This window comes from Reyranella sp., from assembly GCF_030651995.1.
GTDB lineage: Bacteria > Pseudomonadota > Alphaproteobacteria > Reyranellales > Reyranellaceae > Reyranella.
In genome coordinates this window covers 1-19,774 of sequence record NZ_JAUSBN010000070.1, presented here as the reverse complement: position 1 = coordinate 19,774, position 19,774 = coordinate 1, and the positions used below count along the sequence as shown (strand labels likewise).

Sequence of the window (19,774 nt, the reverse complement as noted above, 5' to 3'; positions counted from 1 at the left end):
TCACGGCGTCGATTCGACCAGCTTTCCGTCGGCCCAGCGCCCCGGGCTCGTCTTGCCGTCGGCATCGATGACCTGGCCGTAGCCGTTGCGCTGTCCGCCGCGAAAGCCGCCCTCGTAGCGCTCGCGCTCGCCGATCCGTTCGACGCCCGGCCCGTCGAGCAGGTCGCCGTGAAACTCGCCAGCCTGCACGACGTTCGGCTCGACGAGTGTGCGCCGGACAGCGAGGCCTTCGAGACGACCGCCGACGAAATTGCCTTCCGACCGCTCGGCGCCGGGCTTCTCGCGAAGACCGAGTCCGGTCGACTTGCCTTCCTTCCACTGCCCGCCGTAGCGCGTATCGTCGGAGAGACGCACCGTGCCGAGACCGTTCATCAGATCCGCGCTCCAGTCGCCGGCCTGGCGTTCGCCATTGCCCAGCTCGGCGACGCCCAATCCCTGGCGCTTGCCGTCGACGACCTGGCCGATGTAGCTCGCGCCACCGCCATAGGTGAGCCGCTCACTGTTCTCCAGATCGGGACGCGCGGCCCGTGCCGCCACGATGCGTGCTTCGCCCGCCATGGCGCGCGCCGCCCGCGCTGCTTCCTCGGCACGCTCGGCCATCGTCCGCGCTTCCGTTGCAGCGCGCTGCGCCTGATCGGTCAGCGCCTTCTGGGCCGATGTGTCGGGTGCCGTGACCGGCGGTCTGGCCGCCGCTGGCACCGGGGTACCTGACGGAACCGGCGACGGTGTCGCAGCCGCCTGCGATGGCTCCGCCGGCCCGGCGATCGGAACCGGCGACGGCAGGCTCGCCTGCGTCTCGATGGCGGGCGCGCCGAGAAGGCGCTCGCGAATCTGCGGCGCGTACTTCCAGGTCGCGACGGCGACCAGCACCACCAGCACGATCGGCAGACGCCGTCGGACGAAGCCTTTGCGCCGCGAGACAGGCGGTGCGGACTCGATCTCCTCGGTCGACGGCCGACTCGCCCCGCCGAGACGTGGCCCCGAGGCGACGGATGCCGACGCGGGTTCCATCATCATGCGCTGCGTCGGCGCATCCTCGACACGCGGCAGCGAGCCGCCGAAGAGCGTCCGCCACTCGGCGATGGACTGAGGCCGCTGCTCGGGCGCGAAGGCCAGGCCGCGATCGATCGCAGACAACATCGACGGGTCGAAGCGATCGGCATGGGTCGCCACCAGCGGCCGGTACGGATCCGTACCGACGCGGCTCACCGCCTCGGGCGGCGCGGAACCCGAGATCGTGTGATGCAGCACCGCCGCCGTCGCATAAATGTCGGTCCACGGTCCCTGCTTGCCGTCCATCGCGTATTGCTCGATCGGCGCATATTGCGGCGTCAGGATGCTGGTCAGGGTGCGCGTGCGGCCGCCCATCGCCTGTCGCGCCGCACCGAAGTCGATCAGGATGGGCACGCCGTCGCGCCGCACGATCACGTTCGACGGCTTGATGTCGCGGTGCAGGAAGCCCTGGGCGTGCACGGCGCCGAGGCCGCTCAGCATGCCTTCGGCGAGGCGCCGGATCTCGTCGGGCTGCAGGCGTCGGCCGGGCTGGCGCAGGAGCTGCGCGACACTGTGGCCGTCCTCGAATTCCATGACCGTATAGGCCGTGCCGTTGGCTTCGAAGTAGCGCAGCACCGGCACGATGTGGACGTGACGGAACCGCGCCAGTGCCCGCGCCTCGTCGAGGAAGCGCTCACGGCCCCAGGTGAAATCGTCGGCAAAGCGCGAGCCGCGCGGCGCCACCTGGCCGTCGGCCCGTCGCGTCGCGAACTCGACGGGCATGTATTCCTTGATGGCGACGAACTTGGCGAGCTGGGTGTCGAAGGCCCGATAGGTGATGCCGAAGCCGCCATGGCCGATCAGCGCGTCGAGGCGGTAATCGCCCAGTCGCGTGCCGACCGGCAAAGCTTGATCGTGTTCTGCTGTCATGGGCACGCGCAACCTCGGCCCCTAGATGCGCGCTCCAGAGCAGCCGCACAAGCGGCTGAGGAGGATCAGCGGCTGATGTCCGCGGCGACGAACGACCGGAGCGGGCCAGCATCGCGCATTTCGGGCATGAGCTGCATGATCATCAGCAGAACACAGAGGCCGATCGCGGTCAGCATCGTGGCAGGTCCCGTGCGCAGATAGGGGGTGGGCGTCGAGGCCCGTCGCTCGTCCGTCATGTCGGACAACTCCAAAAAAAATCGACTTCACAAAAATAAAGACGGCCCGAACGGCCCTGAAAATGGGCCAAGCCAGAGCGAAGCATAAATCAAAACGCCCTGGAAATCCAACAAAGCCGTGGAATCACAAAGGTTTAATAGATGATGCGAAGAACAAAAGTGAACCCCACAAGCCGTGGCGTAGGGCCTGCGTCACACGTTAGAACCAAGATCGGCCGCGAACTCCGGCCGCGGCCGGGTTAGGATCGTTCCATGAATACAGTCCCACGCGACAATGTCAGGACCCTGGTCCTGACCGGCGCCAGCCGAGGCATCGGCCATGCGACCGTCAAGAAGTTCAGCGCCAATGGCTGGCGGGTCATCACGATCTCGCGCCAGCCGTTCAGCGCGCTGTGCCCGTGGCCGAGCGGCGGCGAGAACCATGTGCAGCTCGATCTCGCGGATCCCGTCGATATCGGCCGCGGCATCGAGCAGATCCGCTCGCGTCTCGCCGGCGGCCGGCTCGACGCCCTGGTCAACAACGCGGCCATCTCGCCCAAGGGCAAGGGCGGCAGCCGGCTCGGCGCCATGGATACGCCGTTCGACCTGTGGCGACAGGTCTTCAACGTAAATTTCTTCGCACCCGTAGCGCTGGCCCGCGGTCTGGTCGACGAGCTGTCGAAGGCGCAGGGTTGCGTCGTCAACGTGACGTCGATCGCCGGCAGCCGCGTCCATCCGTTCGCGGGCTCGGCCTACGCCACCTCGAAGGCGGCACTCGCGGCACTCACCCGCGAGATGAGCCACGATTTCGGCCCGCGCGGCATCCGCGTGAATGCGATCGCGCCCGGCGAGATCGACACCGCGATCCTGTCGCCCGGCACCGAGAAGATCGTCGAGGAGCAGATCCCGATGCGACGGCTCGGCACACCGGACGAGGTGGCCGACGTGATTCACTTTCTTTGCGAGAAGGGATCGAGCTACGTTTCCGGAGCCGAGATCCAGATCAACGGCGGCCAGCACGTCTAGGAGTTCGCGATGGACAGCACGATCACCAGCTTCAAGGGCGAAACCGGCCGCGACGCGCGGCGGCGCATCCGTGCAGGCGCCGCCCACCTGCCCACCTCCGGCATGGCGCCGGGCTATGTCCAGGGCAACCTCGCGATTCTGCCCAAGGCGCTCGCCGCCGACTTCGCCCGCTTCTGCATGCTGAACCCCAAGCCCTGCCCCCTGCTCGGCCAGTCCGAGCCGGGCGACTGGCGCCTGCCGACCCTGGGCGACGATCTCGACATCCGCACCGACATTCCGCTCTACCGGATCTGGAAGAACGGTGAACTGGTCGAGGAAGTCACCGATCTCAAGAGTGTGTGGCGCGACGACCTCGTCTCCTTCGTTCTGGGCTGCTCCTTCTCGTTCGAGGAAGCGCTGATCGAGAACGGCCTCGAGCTTCGCCATCAGACCTGCAACAGCAACGTGCCGATGTTCCGTACCAACATCGAATGCGCGCCGGCCGGCCCGTTCCACGGTCCGATGGTCGTGTCGATGCGGCCCTTCAGGCCGGCCGACGCGATCCGCGCCGTGCAGGTGACGACGCGGTTCCCGTCGGTGCACGGCGCGCCCGTCCATCTCGGCAAGCCCGAGATGATCGGCATCAAGGACATTTCCAAGCCCGACTATGGCGACGCCGTGCCGGTGCGTGAGGACGAGTTGCCCGTCTTCTGGGCCTGCGGCGTCACTCCGCAATCGGTCGTGGCGACGGTGAAGCCGGAATTCTGCATCACCCACGCGCCGGGCTACATGCTCGTTACCGACCTGCTCAACTCCCGCCTGGCCGTCCTCTGACGATGGCGCGCCTGGAATTCGAGGGCCACGCCAAGGGCGCGGTCGAGCAGGTCACGGTCGACATCAAGGATCTGGTCATCGCCGGCTGGACCGGCCGCGACGTCACGGCACTCAACCATCACATCGAGGAACTGAAGGCGATCGGCGTGCAGCCGCCGTCCCGGGTGCCGATCTATTACCGCGCGGCCGCGCAGATGCTCACCCAGGCCGATCGCATCCAGGTGCTGGGCGAGGACAGTTCGGGCGAAGTCGAGCCGGTGCTGATCGGCGCCGCCGACCGGCTCTGGGTGACGGTCGGCGCCGACCATACCGACCGCAAGGTCGAGAGCTACGGAATCGCGGTCTCCAAGCAGATGTGCGCAAAGCCGATCGGCCGCACCGCCTGGCGTTTCGAGGAAGTCGAGGCGCACTGGGATCAACTGGTGCTGCGCAGCTTCGTGCAGGAAGGCGGCAAGAAAGTCGTCTACCAGGAAGGCCCGCTGTCCAGGATCCGTGATCCGCGCGAGCTGATCTTCGCCTGGAAGGACAACAAGCGCCTGCCCATGGGGACCGTGATGTTCTGCGGCACCATGCCGGCGATCGGCGGCATCCGCTCCTCGTCGCGCTTCGAGATGGAACTCGAGGATCCCGTGCTCGGCCGCACGATCACCCACGCCTACGACATCGAGACCCTGCCGATCATCGCCTGAAGGCGGTCTGTATCGCGAAGACGCATGGCTCGGCTGCAGGTCGGGCCTTGCGTGAGTGGCGTCGCTAAACGTACGTTCAGCGCCTTCGGGAGGAACAAGTGACCACGATCAAGGGCGCATACGACGGCATCACCGTTCTCGACTTCACGCAGGGCGTCGCGGGGCCGCACGCCTCCATGCTGCTCGCGCTGCACGGCGCCGACGTCATCAAGATCGAGCCGCCGGAAGGCGACTGGGGCCGCGCGCTGGGCGAACTGAAGGGCGATCACTGCGCCCATTCCGTCGCCTTCAACCGCGGCAAGCGTTCGATCGCCCTCGATCTCAAGTCCGCCGACGGCGTCGCCGTCGTGAAGAAGATCGCCGCCAAGGCGCATGTCGTGATGGAAAGCTTCCGCCCCGGCGTCATCTCGCGGCTGGGCTTCGGCTACGAGGACATCAGGAGGATCAACCCGAACGTCGTCTACTGCTCGGTGTCGGGCTTCGGCCAGACCGGCCCCTACAGCAAGCGTCCGACCGTCGACGGCCTGATCCAGGCGTTCAGCGGCATGATGGTGATGAACAAGATGCCGGACGGCACGCCGTGGCGGCAGGGCATGATCGCCGTCGACGTGACGACCGGTCTCTACACCTTCCAGGCGCTGTCGGCGGCGCTGATGCGCCAGTTCCGCTACAACGAAGGCTGCTTCATCGACTCGAGCCTGATGCGCGCGGCAGCCGCCTTCCAGGGCGCCAAGCTGATGGAATGGGTGTACTCCAAAGGCAACCCGCCGGTCCTCTACATGCCGGCCGGCAGCTACAAGACGTCGAACGGCTACATCATGGTGAGTGCCATGCGGCCGCACCATTTCCGCCTGCTGTTCGAACTGATCGGCCGCCAGGACATCGCCGACGACCCCGACCTGCAGAGCCATGAGAACCGCATCAAGAACGCGCCCAAGATCATCAAGGCGCTGAACGAGACGATGCCGACCAAGACGACCGAGGAGTGGATCGCGATCCTGCAGCCCAAGGACGTGTTCTGCGAGCGGGTGAACAATTACTCCGACTATCTCGACCATCCGCACGTCAAGGAGTCGGGCGCCATCGACTGGATCGATCAGGACGGGTTCGGCCGCATGCCGGTCGCCAATATCGCGGGCCTGCCGCCGGCCTCCGAGCATGCACCGCAGCGGCACGCGCCGCATCTCGGCGAGGACGGGCCGGTCATCCTGAGCGAGCTGGGCTACGGCGCCGCCGAGATCGACGCGATGCTGGCGCGCGGCGGCGTGCGGGCGCCTGCGCCGGCGGTCAAGGCGGCGGACTGAGCACGAAGCGTTCGACGTCGCGTTGGCTGCGCAGCCGCACGACGCGCTTCTCACCGGCCAGCGCTTCGCATTCCTTGGCGAAGCGCTCGCGATTGCTGCGATGCGTCTTCAGGGCATAGAGCAGGATCGAATTGCGGCTGAGGAAGGCGTTGGCGAGCGTTTCGCGGTTGCCGGTTCCCCATAGTTCCTCGCGCGTCACGGCGCGCTTCACCGTCCGCCGCAGCAGGCGTCCCATCACCAGCGGCAGGGGCAGGTCGAGCCAGATCAGCGTGTCGGCGGGACGCCACACCAGGTCGCGCACCTGGCCGTAATTGCCGACGACGATCCAGCCGTCATCGCGGGTCTCGCGCTCGACGCGATGACGGAACAGGTCGACCGGCGCAGGCTGCCAGTCGCGCCCCCAGAAGAGCGCATCGAGTTCGATCACGCGCAGGCCGGCGCGCTCGCCGAGGCGCTCGGCCAGCCAGCTCTTGCCTGATCCCGTCGTTCCGAACACCGCCACCCGCTGCATGGACAAACTCTAGCGTCGGCAGCAACCGTTCCGCAGGCACGCTTTTCGCCACACCCCGACCCCGCCGCCGCTGTTGCCGCGTGGTGGCGGATCGGGGACAGTCGCCCATGCATATCGGACTCATTGCCGGCATAGGACCGGCCGCCACCGACTTCTACTATCGAGGCCTGATCGACCGGCACGTCGCCGGCGGCCTCCCGCTCGACCTCACCATGGTGCATGCCGACGTGCGGGAGATGAGCCGCAACCTCGTCGGCGGGAATCCGAAGAGACAGGCTGAAATCTTCGCCGGGCTCGTCGGGCGCCTGAAAGCGGCCGGCGCACAGGCCGCCGCCATCACCTCGATGGGCGGCCATTTCTGCGTGAAAGAGCTCATGGCGATCTCGCCGCTTCCCGTTCTCAATGCCATCCCGGCGGTCGACGCCGCGCTGGCCAGGGGACGGTTCAGGAAGATCGGCATCCTGGGAACCCGCACTGTCATGGAATCGAAACTCTATGGCGGCATCCCCTCGGTGGAGGTCGTCCCGACGGAAGGTGCCGCGCTCGATCTCGTCCACGACAATTACGTCGCCATGGCGACGATCGGACACGTGACCGAGGCCCAACGGCAGGTCTTCTTCGAGGCCGGTCGCGCGCTTTGCGCGCGTGGCGCCGAAGCGATCATGCTGGGCGGCACCGACCTGTTCCTGGCCTTCGCCGGACACGACCCCGGCTTTCCCGTCATCGACTGCGCTGACATCCATGTCGACGCGATCTACGCCACATCGGCCGCCTGACAGCCCGGAGCATCCACATGGCCGAAGACACCCGCCCCCGCCGCTTCGCCGTCCTGATCGACGCCGACAACACCTCGCCGCGCATCGCCGCCGGCCTGTTCGAGGAGATCGCCAAGTTCGGCGAGGCCAGCGTGCGCCGCATCTACGGCGACTTCTCGAGCACGCGCCTCAAGTCATGGGCCGAAATCCTGCAGAAATACGCGATCGACCCCTATCAGCAGTTCGCCTACACGTCGGGCAAGAACGCTTCCGACATCGCGCTCGTGATCGATGCCATGGACCTGCTGCACAGCCGGCGGTTCGACGGCTTCTGTCTCGTCTCTTCCGACAGCGACTTCACACGACTTGCATCCCGTCTGCGCGAGGAGGGGGCCGACGTCTATGGCTTCGGCGCGCAGAAGACGCCCGAAAGCTTCCGACAGGCCTGCCGCCGATTCATCTACACCGAGAATCTCCTGCCCGAAGCCGCGGTGACCGCGCCCGGCGAGGATGCACCTGCAAATTCCCTGCAGCCTGCCAGCGCCGCCCTTCCGTTCCTGACGAAGGCGATCGCGCAGATGGAGACGGAAGACGGTTGGGTGAGCCTCGGCGCGGTCGGCCAGCGCCTCGCCAACATCGCCTCGGACTTCGACCCGCGCACCTACGGCTTTCGCAAGCTCAGCGACCTGATCCGCAAGACCGGCGCCTTCGACATGGAACAGCCGGACGGACGGACCGTGCGGATTCGTGCCAAGCCGCCTCAGCCTCCTGCGGAAAGCGCCCCCGCCCGCAGTCGCAGCCGCGGCAGGGGACGAGGCAGAGGAGCCGTTTCCGCTGCGCCACGGTCACAATCGGCTTAGTCGCTAAAGATTCGCAGCGCTGGGCCACTTCGCTCGTTGCTTTTGCCCAGACCGCCCCCTAAGCCCGATTTGCGGTTGCCGACGCCCGCTCCTCTTCTCAAGGAAATCCACTCGTTTGAGCACCCCTCCGGAAGCTGCCGGCCCGCGCGCGCACGTGGCGAAAGCCGCCCGCACCTGGGCCCAGATCCTGTCGCGCTATCGACAGCCCAGCAACAGCCGCAGCATTTTCGAGATCGCCGTCACGGTGGTGCCGTTGATCGCGTTGTGGGCGCTGGCCTGGGCGACGCTCGACATCGGCTACTGGCTGGCGCTGCCGCTGGCCTTCGCGGCCGGCGCCTTCATGGTGCGGCTGTTCGCGATCCAGCACGATTGCGGACATGGCGCCTTCTTCCGCCAACGCTCGGCAAACGACTGGATCGGGCGCATCGCCAGCGTCCTCACGCTGACACCTTACGAGGTGTGGCGCCGCACGCATGCGACCCATCATGCCAGCACAGGCAATCTCGACAAGCGCGGCCTCGGAGACGTCGACACGCTGACGGTCGAGGAATACCGCGCCCGCTCGATGTGGGGCCGGCTGCGCTATCGTCTCTATCGCCATCCGCTGGTCATGTTCGGTCTCGGACCGGCCTATCTGTTCATCGTCCAGCATCGCCTTCCGATCGGCCTGATGCGCGATGGCTGGCGGCCGTGGATCAGCACCATGGCGAACAATCTGGCGATCGTTCTCGTGGCCGGCCTGCTCATCTGGCTGGTCGGCATCAAGGCCTTCCTGCTGATCCACCTTCCGGTGCTGCTGCTCTCCGCCTCGGTGGGCGTCTGGCTGTTCTTCGTCCAGCACCAGTTCGAGCACACGAAGTGGGACAACGATCCCGACTGGAACCTGCACGAGGCCGCGCTGCACGGCAGCTCGCACTATGATCTGCCGGCCTTCCTGCGCTGGTTCACCGCCAACATCGGCATCCATCACGTCCATCATCTCAGCAGCCGCATCCCCTACTACCGGCTGCCGCACGTGCTGCGCGACCATCCCGAGCTGCGCGATGTCGGGCGCCTGACCCTGATCCAGAGTTTCCGCTGCGTGCGCCTGGTCCTGTGGGACGAGACGCAGCGTCGCCTCGTATCCTTCCGCGAGGCCCGCGCCTCACGCATCTGAGGGACAGCTCTTCAGCAGGTTGGTGGCCGCCGGATCGGCCGGCGCCAGCGCGAGGCAGTCCTCGAAGTGGGTGCGCGCCGCCGCGATGTCATGGCGGAGCAGGGCTTCGACCCCGCGCAGCAACGGCTCGCGTGTCCTGAGCTTGGACTCGCGTTCCGGCGGCGGGTCGCGATCGAACACCTCGAACAGCACCACCGGTCGGGTCTTGCCCCTGACCACCACGACATCGAGCGGACGGATCGCGTAGGCAGCGGGATCCGCCAGATGATCGTAGGTGTACTGCGAGATCAGCATGCGGACACGATAGACCTTGGTCAGGCTCTCGATGCGCGCCGCAAGGTTGACCGCATCGGAGATCACGGTGCCGTCCATGCGATGCAGCTCGCCGATCGTACCCATCATCAGCGAGCCGGTGTTGAGTCCGGTGCCGATGGCAACCGGGACCAGCCCCTGCGCGGCCCGGCCCTCGTTGAAACGATCCAGCGCGTCCAGCATGGCCAGACCGGCCCGCACGCCGTCGTCAGCCGTTTCGAACAGGGCCATGATCGCGTCGCCGATATACTTGTCGATGAAGCCGCCATGGTCGCGGATCACCGGCCCCACATGCTCGAGATAGGCGTTGATGAACGCGAAGTTCTCGTCCGGCGTCATCGTCTCCGACAGCGCCGTGAAGTTGCGGATATCGGAGAACATGACGGTCATGTGCTCGCGCTTGTTGTCGCCCAGCGCGACCGACACGATGTTCGGCTTGCCGATCTTCGCCAGGAAGGCCTGCGGCACGAACCGCTCGATCGCCAGGTTGGTCTCCCGGAGGTCGTTGATCCGCGACCGCACCGAATCCCGCATCGAGGAGAAGCTTCGGGCAAGATGCCCGATCTCGTCGCGCCGGTCGGTGTCGGCGATCGCATGATCGAGGTCGCCGCCGGCGATGGCGCCGGCCTCGCCGCGCAAATTCAGGATCGGATCGATGATCCGGTGCTGCAGCAGGCGCGAGGCGATCCAGTAGATCAGCGGCAAGGCGAGCGCGACCAGGACCATCGAACTCACGAACACGTGCACCACGGCCTCCCGGGCGAGCGCCAGGTCGTAGGTGACCTTGCGCACGATCATCATCGGCCTTTCGTCGTTGATCGTGTCTGCCCTGTTGTAGCGGCTGTAGGTCGTGACGCGATGGCCGGAGGCGTCGGGCACCTGGAGGCGACCCTCCCTCAGGATCTCGGCGGCACGGATGGGATCGAGCTTCTCGCCGGGCCGGATCAGCGACCAGGTCCCCGAGTCGTTGACCAGGTACACGTCGACATCGGCCACATAGGCGTTCGACCGGACGGCATCGGAAAAATAGTCCTCGAAGAAATAGCGGCTCATCCAGCCGAAGTCGCCCTGCTTCAGCGTCGTGCGCACCTCGGTGGAGGCTTCGATGAGGTAGTCCTTACCGGGCGGACCGTAATAGGTGTAGGTGCGCAGGGTGCCCGTCACCGACGACAGGTCGATCCCGCCGCTCATCGCCCTGCCCTTGCCGAACACCGAATCGAGAAAGTCCGTGAAGGGCCCCTTCGGAAACACCAGGCCCCTGTCGGAGGCAAGGTTGGTGTTGAAGACCTTGTGGTCGCGGTTGATGAAATAGATGTGCTGGACGCCGTACCGCGCCGCGAGTTCGTTGAGCTCGTCGACCGTCAGGCCGGCCGGATCGCGACCGTTGCGATCAACATCCACCTCGATCTGCGGCAGCACCTTCGCCATGACCGCCGTGTTGCGCTCGTTCTCGCTGCGCAGCATCGTCTCGAAGACGTCGAAGCGCTGGCTGAGACTGGCCTCGATGCGATGCAGCTCCTCGTCCTGCAGCCTCGACACCAGATGGTACATGGCGAGCGAAGCGACGATCGTCGAGCCCAGGCTGACGGCGACCAGGACCACGAGGAGGAACAGACCGACCTGGCGCTTCATCGAAGGGCCGGTCCCTCAGCCGATCATGTGTTTTGCCATAGACGCGTCGTGTAAGCGCCCTCGACATTGGCATCGATCTGCGCCGCGACGGCTTCGCTCTCGCCGATGCGCGGTGCGATGATCTTGCCGAACGAGATGCGGCCGGGCGCCGGCCACGCCTTCGGGTCCCACAGCTTGGCGCGCACGATTGAGCGGGCGCAGTGGAAGTAGCAATGCTTGATGCGGACGCGGGTCGCGAGCAGCGCCGGCTTGCCCAGCGAGCTGAGCGATGCCACGAGGTCGGGGTCGTCGTGGATCTCCGCCGTGCCGGAGATGCGCAGCGTCTCCCCGGTCGCCGGGACCAACGCGATGATGCCGATCTCGCCGGTGTCGATGATGTTGTTCAGGCCGAAGGCCAGATTGTTGCCGACCCGCTCGGGAATCAGAAGCGTCTTCGGATCCTCGACCCGGATGAACCCCGGCTCGTCGCCCTTGGGAGAGACTTCGACCGTCCCGTCCGCCGACGTCGTGCCGACCAGGGCGAAGGGGCAGCGTTTCAGGAACTCGATCGATTGCTCGTCCAGCGCGTCCAGGATCTTGACGCGGGTCGCCGGCCGCGGCTCGGCAATGATGCGTCGCAGCGCTTCCTTCGTGCTGATGCGGGCCATGAGACAACTCCTTCGAAACGCGTTGGCCGCAACATCCGTCACCTGCGAACGACTTGCAACCTCGCCGGCGGTGGGGGCTCTCCCGGCTACGTCAGGCGAAGTGCGGCGCCACCTCCAGCATGAAGCGCTGCATCTGCTCCTTCACCATCGCATGCGGCTTCTGTCCGTAGTTGAAGTAGAGGATGACCTCGGCGACGCCGGCCGCCTCGACCTGCTTCAGGGTGTCGACGATATGCTGCGGGCTGCCGCACAGGATCGACTTGTCGGTCAGCTTCTCCGGCCGCATGTCGCGCAGGATGTTCACGATCTCGACGAAATATTTGTAGGTCGGCGGCACCTTCTCGCCCGACGACGAGGGAAAGGCCGCGATCAGCGCATCCTGGAAGTAGCGGACCAGCGCTTCCTTGCCGTAGCGCTCCTCCTCCGGAGTCGAGGCGATGTGCACGAAGTAGGAGCACATGGCCCGCCGCATCGGCCGCTTGAAGCCGGTCTCGCAGGTCTCGCGATAGACCCGCACCGCATCGGCCAGCGACCCGTAGACCATGGCCGCCGCAAAGGGAGCGTAGATCACATTCCAGTCGTTCTTTGCCGCCAGCTCCATCGAGGGCCGCGAAAAGCAGGCCACGTAGGGCCTGAGCGGGCTCTGCGCCGGCTTCGGGCGGACCTCGACGTCGTTGAATTCGTAGAAGCGGCCCTTGTGGGACCACTTGCCGGGCTCGGTCCAGGCGCGCCACACGATCTCCAGCCCCTCGGCGAACAGCTCGGCGGACTCGTCGAAGGGCATCTGGAACGGATCGTACTCCTTGCGGTCGTAGCCGCGGCCGGCGGCGAAATCGACCCGGCCGCCCGACAGGAGATCGAGCGTCGCCCATTCCTCGGCGACATGCAGCGGATGGTGGACCGGCAGCAGGGTCACGGCCGGCGCCAGCCGCAGCTTCGTCGTGGCGCCCGCCAGCTGCGCCAGCATCGCCAGCGGCGAGGCGTTGACGCCCAGCAGGTTGAAATGATGCTCGCCGATCCAGGCCGAGTTCAGCCCGACCTGCTCGGCCCACAACGCCTCGGCATAGATGTCCTTGATGAAGGACTCGGCCGAGCGCGGATTGTTCGGATAGCGGTTGTCGGACAGCGTGAAGTAACCGAATTGCATGGCGTTTCTCCGGACAGGACTTGGTTCGTCGCGACGCGTGAACTCTACGCTGGGTGGCTGACGGCGGTCGGTTGGGCAGGCTGCTCCAGCAGCTTGGCAACATGCCGCCCCAGGCGAACCAGATAGCGCCGGGTCTCATGCTCGGCTGCCGGACCATCGCCGGCAACCACGGCCGAAACGAACGCGGCGTGCCCGGCCCTGACGAAGGACGGCAGGTCGCGATGGCCGAACGCCACCCGGATGAGGAAGTCGCTCTGGTCCCAGAAGGATTCGGCGATCCCGACACTGCGGGGCGAGCGGGCGAGTTCGTGCAGAAGTTCATAGCGCCGTCGGTTTCTCTGCCGAAGCTCCACGAACCGGGCGGCCGGGTCATCGGGCAGTCCCGCCGTCGAGGCCAGCGCCGCGCATCGACGCCCGAAGACCTCGGCGTCATCGGCCGATCGCCGCTCGGCCGCCAGTCGAGCGATGACGCCCTCGGTCGCGCCGAAAACCTCGTACAGGTCCCGCACCTCGGCGGGGACCGGGCAGACCACGCGGCAGCCAACCTGGGGTCGTATCTCCAGCAGGCCTTCGACCGTGAGACGGCGGATCGCGTCGGCAACCGGAGCGCGACTGATCGACAGGACGCGACCGACCCCTTCGGACGAAATCTGGTCACCGGGATCCAGGCCCCCGCCGAGCAGCAGGCCCTTCAAATACGCGTACGCCAGATCGTGCAGCCGGGGGGCGCCCTGCCACAGCGCTTCGGGCGCGTCGGGGAGAAGCACGTTGAGGGATGTTCGCATGGTCTATATACTAACATGCTAGTATATTTGAACATAACGAACACTCAACGGGTCTGTGGAGGACGCCATGTACGACGCGGGCAACGCGCTGAAGATCGTGGAGGCGCTGAAGGACACCGAGGCCGAGTCGGAGGCCAACCGGCAGCTCAGCGCTCGCGCGGTGGACCTGCTGCATCAATCCGGAGTCACCCGCATCGTGGCCCCTGCCGCTTATGGCGGTTACGAACTGCCGGTCCGGGCCCTGGTGGAAGCCGAGCGGACGATCGCCCAAGGCAGCACGGCGGCCTCATGGGTCCTGATGGTGTGCGCCGCCCACACCTTCATCGCCGGCCGCCTGCCCTCCCAGGGCCAGGACGAAATCTTCGGCGGCCATCCCGGCATGCTGATTCCGGGCGTGCCGTCGCTTCGCGGCACCTGCCAGCGCGCCGATGGCGGCTACATCCTCAACGGCCGCTGGCCCTATGCCAGCGGGGCCGACCATGGCGAATGGGTCCTGGTGGGCTGCAAGGGACTCCGCAACGAAGCGGGCGCCTCCTGCCCTTCCCTGATCGTGGTGATGCCCAAGAAGGACGCCGTCATCGACGACACCTGGTTCACCCTCGGCATGCGCGGAACCGGTTCCAAGGACATCGTTCTCGACAACGTCTTCATCCCGGAGCGCTACGCGGTCCCCATGCTCGAGGCTCAGCAGGGCACCGTCCCGGGAATCGACATCCCCCTTTATCGGCTTCCGATCCGCCCGACCCTGGCGACCATGCTGCTCGGCACGATCGTGGGCATGGCCGAGCGTGGATTGCAGCTCTTCATCGACAAGACCCGCGGTCGACGCGACGTCTACACCGGCGCGATGAAGGCCGAGAACGCCGGCGTGCAGCGGAGGGTCGCGGAGGCCAGCGTGGAAATCTCCTGCGCCTGGGCGCTGACGCGGCAGAACTGCGATCTCCTCGAGGAGGCGATGCTGCGCGATCCGCCGATGCCCGCGGCGAAGCGGGCGCAAATCCGCTGGAATGCGGCCTACGCCACCGAGCTGTGCCGGCGTGCCTGCAACAGGCTCTTCGAGGGCGCGGGTGCGGGCGCGGCGCACGACAGCCATGTCATGCAGGTCTTCTTTCGCGACATGAACACCGCGTCACATCACGCGATGCTCGATTTCGACGTGAACGTCGAAATCCAGGGCAAGAGCCTGCTGGGTGTGCACCTCGACGATGCCTGGGTGTGATCACTCCGCCTGCTGCGCCACATCGGACAGGGAGACGATCCAGTCGCGGAACGCCTTGATCTTGCGCCGCCGGATCGCCTCGGGCGGATAGACCAGATAGTAGGCGAAGTCCGAGGAGCGCTTGAACTCGAAGGGCACGACCAGACGACCAGCCTTGAGGTCGGGCTCGACCAGGGGATTGCGCCCGACCGCCACCCCCAGCCCGTCCATCGCCGCCTGGTAGGCCGCCAACGGAAAGTCGAAGGAAACGCCGCGCGAAGCGTCGATACCCTTCACACCGGCGGCGGTCAGCCAGACCTGCCAGTCGTCCGGGAAGCTGCCGATATGGAGCAGGGTGAAGCGCTTGAGGTCGACCGGTTTCTTCAGGCCGTTCGGCCCCTTGAGCAACGAGGGCGCGCACACCGGCATGACGTCCTCGGCAACCAACCGCTCGGCCATCAGGTTCGGCCACTGGCCGCGGCCATAGCGGATGCCGATGTCGACATCCTCGCGCGAGAAATCGACCAGCCCGGTGCCGGTCGAAATGCGCACGTCGATCTCGGTGTTGGCGCGTTGAAAGCCGCCCAGCCGGGGCACCAGCCATTTCATGGCGAACGACGCGGTGGTCGTCACCGTGAGGTGGCCGCCCTTGTCCTTCTGCAGCAGCTTCTCGGTCGCCTCGTTCAGCTGGTCGAAGGCCGCACGTACCGAGGGAAGATAGGCCTGGCCGGCCTCGGACAGCAGCAGCGAGCGATTGCGCCGCACGAACAATTTTAATCCGAGTCGCTGTTCCAGCCCGCGCACCTGATGGCTGATCGCGGCCTGCGTGACGCTCAATTCCGCTGCAGCATCAGTAAAACTCATATGGCGTGCGGCAGCCTCGAAGGCGCGCAGACCATTGAGTGGCGGCAGGGATCGTTTCATCGCACGTCCTTCACATGAGCTAATTTAATCAAAACAGGACAAAGGGTCGTTTGTAAAGGGGGGCCCCGGAGCGCACATCGGCTCCAACAGAACTCAACCTTTTCGGGAGCAGTCCCATGGCCAACATATCCCTCCACTATTCCTCGCAGGCCCCGCTGGCCGGCACCTTGACCGCCTTCCGCCAGATCCTCGCCACCTGGCGCGAGCGGGCCAGGCAGCGCCGCGAGCTCGTCAACCTGGACTACCGGACGATGCGGGATCTGGGGATCAGCCCGACCGACGTCCAGTTCGAGGCGAACAAGCCCTTCTGGCGCAGCTGACATCCGAATCCGGAGGGGTCCCCGTTCCTTACCCTGCGCGGGATCATCCCACTCCGGTACCTGGCCGGCGGTCGCTCCAGCCTCCCTTGCGACCGCCGGCTTTTTCTTTGCCAGCCGGCACGGCTCTGCTAGAGCCGCCGCGTGCCGCTCACCGACCAACAGATCCAGTCCCTCGGCCGCGATGCGCTTCAGCGCGCGGCGGCCGGCGATTTCGCGTCGGCCGAAGAGATGTTCGCCCGCATCGTCGAGGCGCGGCCCAACATGGGACAGGCGCTGCATCTGCTGGGCCAGGTACGACTGAAGCTCGGCCGTTTCGCTGAGGCGCGCGAGCCGCTGGAGCGTGCCGCGCAGTTCCTGCCGCGCGATGTCGCCGCGCAGACCAACCTCGCGGGCTGCCTGACGCAGCTCGGTCGGCACGAGCAGGCGCTGGCCGCGCTCGCCAAGGCGGCGAGACTCAAGCCGGACGACGCCGCCATCTCCCACAATACCGGGCGCACCCTCGAAGCGCTGGGCCGGACCGAGGAAGCCGAGCGCGCCTACGATCTCGCTCTGTCGATCGACCACCGGCTGCTGCCGGCGCTGAGCGCGCGGGCGGAGCTGCTGGCCGCGCGCGGCGAATGGGCCGGCGCCCTCGCCGATCTCGAAACGGCGCTGGTGAGCCAACCCGACGATCCGCGTCTCAGGCTGCGGCGCGGCGAGCTGATGTTGCGCCAGGGCGACTGGTGGCGCGGGCTCGACGATCACGAAGCTCGGCTCGAGATTCCGGGCGAGCGCTACGCGCCTGATCTGCCGCGCTGGCAGGGTGAACCGCTGCAGGGCCGGCTGCTGCTCTACCCCGAGCAGGCCGACATCGAGAGCGACGCGGCCCTGCGTGATACCGTGATGCTGGCGCGCGGCATCGAGGCCGTCGTGCAATGCAGTGCGACCCTCGCCGACTGGTTCGACGGCCCGACCGTGCGTCGCGGCGAGCCGCTCGACGGGTTCGTGGCTGCCGCCCCGCTGCGCAGCCTGCCGCTTCTGCTGAACTGGACGCGCGACGCACTGCCGCCGCCGGCCACGCTGAGCCGCACGCCCGAACCCTCTTCGCGCATCGGCTGGTTCACTGCCGCCGAGCCGCCCACTGGCCTTGCCGGTCTCGATCTCGTGCGCACGCCGGACGCGATCCAGACCTGTCGTCTCGTCGTGGGCGACGACACCTGGCCCGTTCATGCCGCGGCGGCGCTCGGTATCGCGACGGTGGTCCTGGTGCCCCATACTGCAGACTGGCTCTGGGGACCGAACCTCGGAGTATCGCCGTGGTATGCGTCAGCGGAACTGCTGCGCGACGATGATCGCGAAGGACTGGCGGCGCGGCTCGCCGGGTGCTGATATCCGCCTCCCGGCGGATCACCCCAACCCCCCAGAGGCCAACCCCATGGGCAAGACCCTGTTCGACAAGATCTGGGACAGCCACGTCATCAGCGATCTCGGCAACGGCTTCGTGCTGCTGCACATCGATCGCCTGCTGCTCCATGACATGTCGGGCGGCAAGGCGCTGAAGGAAGCCATCGACAAGGGCTACCCGCCGGTGCAGCCGCGGCTGATCTACGGTACGCCCGATCACACCATGTCGACCAAGCCCGGCCGCACCGAGCACACCCATCCGCCGGGCCTGCCGCTGATCAAATCGATGCGCGAGACGACCAGCGCCTACGGCATCAAGCTGTTCGACCTCGGCCAGGACGGGCAGGGCATCGTTCACGTGATGGGTCCCGAACAGGGGCTGACGCTTCCCGGCACGACCCTCGTCTGCGGCGACAGCCATACCTCCACACATGGCGGCATGGGCGCGCTGGCCTTCGGCATCGGCTCGTCCGAGCTGGTGCATGTGATCGCGACGCAAACGATGGTGCAGCGCAGGCCGAAGCGGATGCGCGCCCGCTTCGAAGGCAAGCTGATGCCGGGCGTCACGGCCAAGGACATGATCCTTCACCTGATCGGCGAACTCGGCACCGCCGCCGGTACGGGCTACTCGGTCGAGTATGCGGGCTCGGCGGTGCGGGCGCTGCCGGTCGAGGCGCGCCTCACGCTCTGCAACCTCACCATCGAGATGGGCGCGCGCACCGGCATGGTGGCGCCCGACGACACGACCTACGAATATCTCGCCGGCCGCGACTATGCGCCGAAGGGCGCGATGTGGGACCGCGCGGTCGCGCACTGGCGCACCCTGCCGACCGATCCGGACGCCGAGTTCGATCGCGAGCACACGATCGACATGAAGAACGTCGCGCCGCAGATCACCTGGGGCACCAGCCCCGAGCATGTCATCGCGGTCGACCGCGCCATCCCCGACCCGCGCACCGGTCCGGAGGAGAAGCGCGGCGCCTGGGAAGCCGCGCTCCAGTACCAGGGGCTCGAGCCCGGCAAGCCGATCGAGGGCACCCCGGTCGACTGGGTGTTCATCGGCTCCTGCACCAACAGCCGAATCTCCGACCTGCGCGCCGCCGCCGAGATCGTGAAGGGCCGGCACAAGGCCGATCACGTGACCGCCTGGATCGTGCCGGGCTCCGTGCGCATCAAGGCCGAAGCCGAGTCCGAGGGCCTCGACCGCGTGTTCCTCGATGCCGGCTTCGAATGGCGCGAGCCCGGCTGCTCGATGTGCCTCGCCTCCAATGGCGAGCGGGTGCCGCCCGGCAAGCGCAGCGTCTCGACCTCCAACCGCAACTTCGTCGGCCGCCAGGGCCCGGGCGCGCGCACCCATTTGGCGAGCCCGGCCATGGCCGCTGCCGCCGCCATCAAGGGCGCCATCGCCGACGTCAGGAAGATCTAGCGAAAGACCTCACCCTGAGGCTGACTGGAAATGAATCGATTCAAGCACTTACCTCATCCTGAGGAGCGGCCGCAGGCCGCGTCTCGAAGGATGGGCAACAGGCAAGGTACGCGTTCCCACCCTTCGAGACGCATCGCTACGCGATGCTCCTCAGGGTGAGGTTATCGGGCCTGTTCATGGCCGGTTGTTCTAGCTGCATTCGTTTCGAGTCAGACTCTGCGGATGAGGTGGGAGGAGGAGACTCAGGATGGACAAGTTCACCAAGGTGACAGGCGTCGCCACGCCGCTGATGCGCCAGAACGTCGACACCGACCTGATCATCCGCATCGAGCGGCTGGTCGACAACGTGACGCGAGAGGGACTTGGGCCCTATGCCTTCGAGCAGATCCGCTTCAGGCCCGACGGCAGCGAGGACCCGGACTGCATCTTCAACCAGACGCCCTATCGCGACGCGCCGATCATCCTCAGCCGGGAGAATTTCGGCTGCGGCTCGAGCCGCGAGGGCGCAGTGTGGGCTCTGAAGGGCATGGGCATCAAAGCGGTGATCGCGCCCTACTTCGGCGACATCTTCAACAACAACTGCTTCCAGAACGGCCTGCTGCCGGTGGCGCTGCCGATCCACGAGATCGAGCAGCTCGCCGACGAGATGAAGGCCTCGCCCGGCAATGCCCGCATCACCGTCGACCTCGAGAACTGCCAGGTGATCTCGCCGACCGGCCGCACCATTCCCTTTCAGGTCGACGCGCGC

Annotated in this window: 20 protein-coding genes; 12 read left to right on the top strand and 8 right to left on the bottom strand. The window is 66.7% G+C overall.

Translation table 11 applies throughout. The annotated features are described in order from the left end of the window. Together Q7V45_RS21780 and Q7V45_RS21775 are read right to left on the bottom strand one after the other, a co-directional pair. Positions 1-1,923 (bottom strand): protein kinase, encoded by a 1,923-nt coding sequence (locus Q7V45_RS21780; protein ID WP_304856023.1) that lies wholly within the window; start codon positions 1,921-1,923, stop codon positions 1-3. Positions 1,924-1,988: 65 nt separating this feature from the next. Then, positions 1,989-2,159, bottom strand: coding sequence for a hypothetical protein (locus tag Q7V45_RS21775; RefSeq protein WP_304856021.1), 171 nt, complete (start codon positions 2,157-2,159; stop codon positions 1,989-1,991). A gap of 252 nt (positions 2,160-2,411) precedes the next feature. Between Q7V45_RS21775 and Q7V45_RS21770 the strand changes: the two genes are divergently transcribed. The 4 genes from Q7V45_RS21770 (at position 2,412) to Q7V45_RS21755 (ending at position 5,970) form a co-directional block, all read left to right on the top strand. Beyond that, positions 2,412-3,164, top strand: coding sequence for an SDR family NAD(P)-dependent oxidoreductase (locus tag Q7V45_RS21770; RefSeq protein WP_304856020.1), 753 nt, complete (start codon positions 2,412-2,414; stop codon positions 3,162-3,164). Between the two features lie 9 nt (positions 3,165-3,173). Next, on the top strand, positions 3,174-3,977 hold the full coding sequence (locus Q7V45_RS21765; RefSeq protein ID WP_370692645.1) for a putative hydro-lyase: 804 nt from the start codon (positions 3,174-3,176) through the stop codon (positions 3,975-3,977). Positions 3,978-3,979: 2 nt separating this feature from the next. After that, entirely contained in the window at positions 3,980-4,666 is a 687-nt protein-coding gene (locus Q7V45_RS21760) for a DUF2848 domain-containing protein (protein ID WP_304856018.1), read from the top strand. Positions 4,667-4,764: 98 nt separating this feature from the next. Continuing rightward, positions 4,765-5,970 (top strand): CaiB/BaiF CoA-transferase family protein, encoded by a 1,206-nt coding sequence (locus tag Q7V45_RS21755; RefSeq protein WP_304856016.1) that lies wholly within the window; start codon positions 4,765-4,767, stop codon positions 5,968-5,970. Here the strand turns inward: Q7V45_RS21755 and Q7V45_RS21750 are convergent. Then, positions 5,954-6,481, bottom strand: coding sequence for a hypothetical protein (locus Q7V45_RS21750; protein WP_304856014.1), 528 nt, complete (start codon positions 6,479-6,481; stop codon positions 5,954-5,956). The two genes, Q7V45_RS21755 and Q7V45_RS21750, sit on opposite strands and share 17 nt — an antisense overlap. A gap of 107 nt (positions 6,482-6,588) precedes the next feature. On the opposite strand from Q7V45_RS21750, the gene Q7V45_RS21745 reads away from it, so the two are divergent. The 3 genes from Q7V45_RS21745 (at position 6,589) to Q7V45_RS21735 (ending at position 9,252) form a co-directional block, all read left to right on the top strand. Further along, positions 6,589-7,257 carry an aspartate/glutamate racemase family protein gene (locus tag Q7V45_RS21745; RefSeq protein WP_304856013.1) on the top strand — a complete coding sequence of 223 codons (669 nt, stop codon included), beginning with the start codon at positions 6,589-6,591 and terminating at the stop codon, positions 7,255-7,257. Positions 7,258-7,274: 17 nt separating this feature from the next. After that, positions 7,275-8,096, top strand: a complete 822-nt coding sequence (locus Q7V45_RS21740) for an NYN domain-containing protein (protein WP_304856011.1) — start codon at positions 7,275-7,277, stop codon at positions 8,094-8,096. A gap of 115 nt (positions 8,097-8,211) precedes the next feature. Next, a complete protein-coding gene (locus Q7V45_RS21735) occupies positions 8,212-9,252 on the top strand; it encodes a fatty acid desaturase (RefSeq protein WP_304856010.1) in 1,041 nt (346 codons plus the stop codon). Here the strand turns inward: Q7V45_RS21735 and Q7V45_RS21730 are convergent. The 4 genes from Q7V45_RS21730 to Q7V45_RS21715 all read right to left on the bottom strand — a co-directional run bounded on the left by Q7V45_RS21730 (position 9,241) and on the right by Q7V45_RS21715 (position 13,775). Beyond that, the gene (locus tag Q7V45_RS21730; RefSeq protein WP_304856009.1) at positions 9,241-11,196 is read right to left on the bottom strand and encodes an adenylate/guanylate cyclase domain-containing protein; all 1,956 of its coding nucleotides are present in this window, start codon (positions 11,194-11,196) and stop codon (positions 9,241-9,243) included. The genes Q7V45_RS21735 and Q7V45_RS21730 overlap by 12 nt on opposite strands. Before the next feature lie 23 nt (positions 11,197-11,219). Then, a complete protein-coding gene (locus Q7V45_RS21725; RefSeq protein ID WP_304856007.1) occupies positions 11,220-11,843 on the bottom strand; it encodes an MSMEG_1061 family FMN-dependent PPOX-type flavoprotein in 624 nt (207 codons plus the stop codon). Positions 11,844-11,934: 91 nt separating this feature from the next. Continuing rightward, the gene (locus Q7V45_RS21720) at positions 11,935-12,990 is read right to left on the bottom strand and encodes an LLM class flavin-dependent oxidoreductase (RefSeq protein WP_304856005.1); all 1,056 of its coding nucleotides are present in this window, start codon (positions 12,988-12,990) and stop codon (positions 11,935-11,937) included. A 44-nt stretch (positions 12,991-13,034) separates the two neighbouring features. Further along, positions 13,035-13,775 carry a GntR family transcriptional regulator gene (locus Q7V45_RS21715; RefSeq protein WP_304856003.1) on the bottom strand — a complete coding sequence of 247 codons (741 nt, stop codon included), beginning with the start codon at positions 13,773-13,775 and terminating at the stop codon, positions 13,035-13,037. Between the two features lie 67 nt (positions 13,776-13,842). Here Q7V45_RS21715 and Q7V45_RS21710 point away from each other — a divergent pair, with 67 nt between their 5' ends. Continuing rightward, entirely contained in the window at positions 13,843-14,994 is a 1,152-nt protein-coding gene (locus Q7V45_RS21710; protein WP_304856001.1) for a hypothetical protein, read from the top strand. Here Q7V45_RS21710 and Q7V45_RS21705 read toward each other — a convergent pair whose 3' ends face one another. Further along, a complete protein-coding gene (locus Q7V45_RS21705; protein WP_304856000.1) occupies positions 14,995-15,897 on the bottom strand; it encodes a transcriptional regulator GcvA in 903 nt (300 codons plus the stop codon). 116 nt (positions 15,898-16,013) lie between these two features. On the opposite strand from Q7V45_RS21705, the gene Q7V45_RS21700 reads away from it, so the two are divergent. From Q7V45_RS21700 to leuD, 4 genes are all read left to right on the top strand, one after another. Beyond that, positions 16,014-16,217 carry a DUF1127 domain-containing protein gene (locus Q7V45_RS21700; protein WP_304855998.1) on the top strand — a complete coding sequence of 68 codons (204 nt, stop codon included), beginning with the start codon at positions 16,014-16,016 and terminating at the stop codon, positions 16,215-16,217. A 141-nt stretch (positions 16,218-16,358) separates the two neighbouring features. Next, positions 16,359-17,585, top strand: coding sequence for a tetratricopeptide repeat protein (locus Q7V45_RS21695; protein ID WP_304855996.1), 1,227 nt, complete (start codon positions 16,359-16,361; stop codon positions 17,583-17,585). Positions 17,586-17,631: 46 nt separating this feature from the next. Further along, entirely contained in the window at positions 17,632-19,026 is a 1,395-nt protein-coding gene (gene leuC / locus Q7V45_RS21690; protein ID WP_304855995.1) for a 3-isopropylmalate dehydratase large subunit, read from the top strand. Positions 19,027-19,273: 247 nt separating this feature from the next. Continuing rightward, positions 19,274-19,774 (top strand): 3-isopropylmalate dehydratase small subunit (gene leuD / locus Q7V45_RS21685; RefSeq protein ID WP_304855993.1); only part of this gene is annotated, 501 nt, incomplete at its 3' end.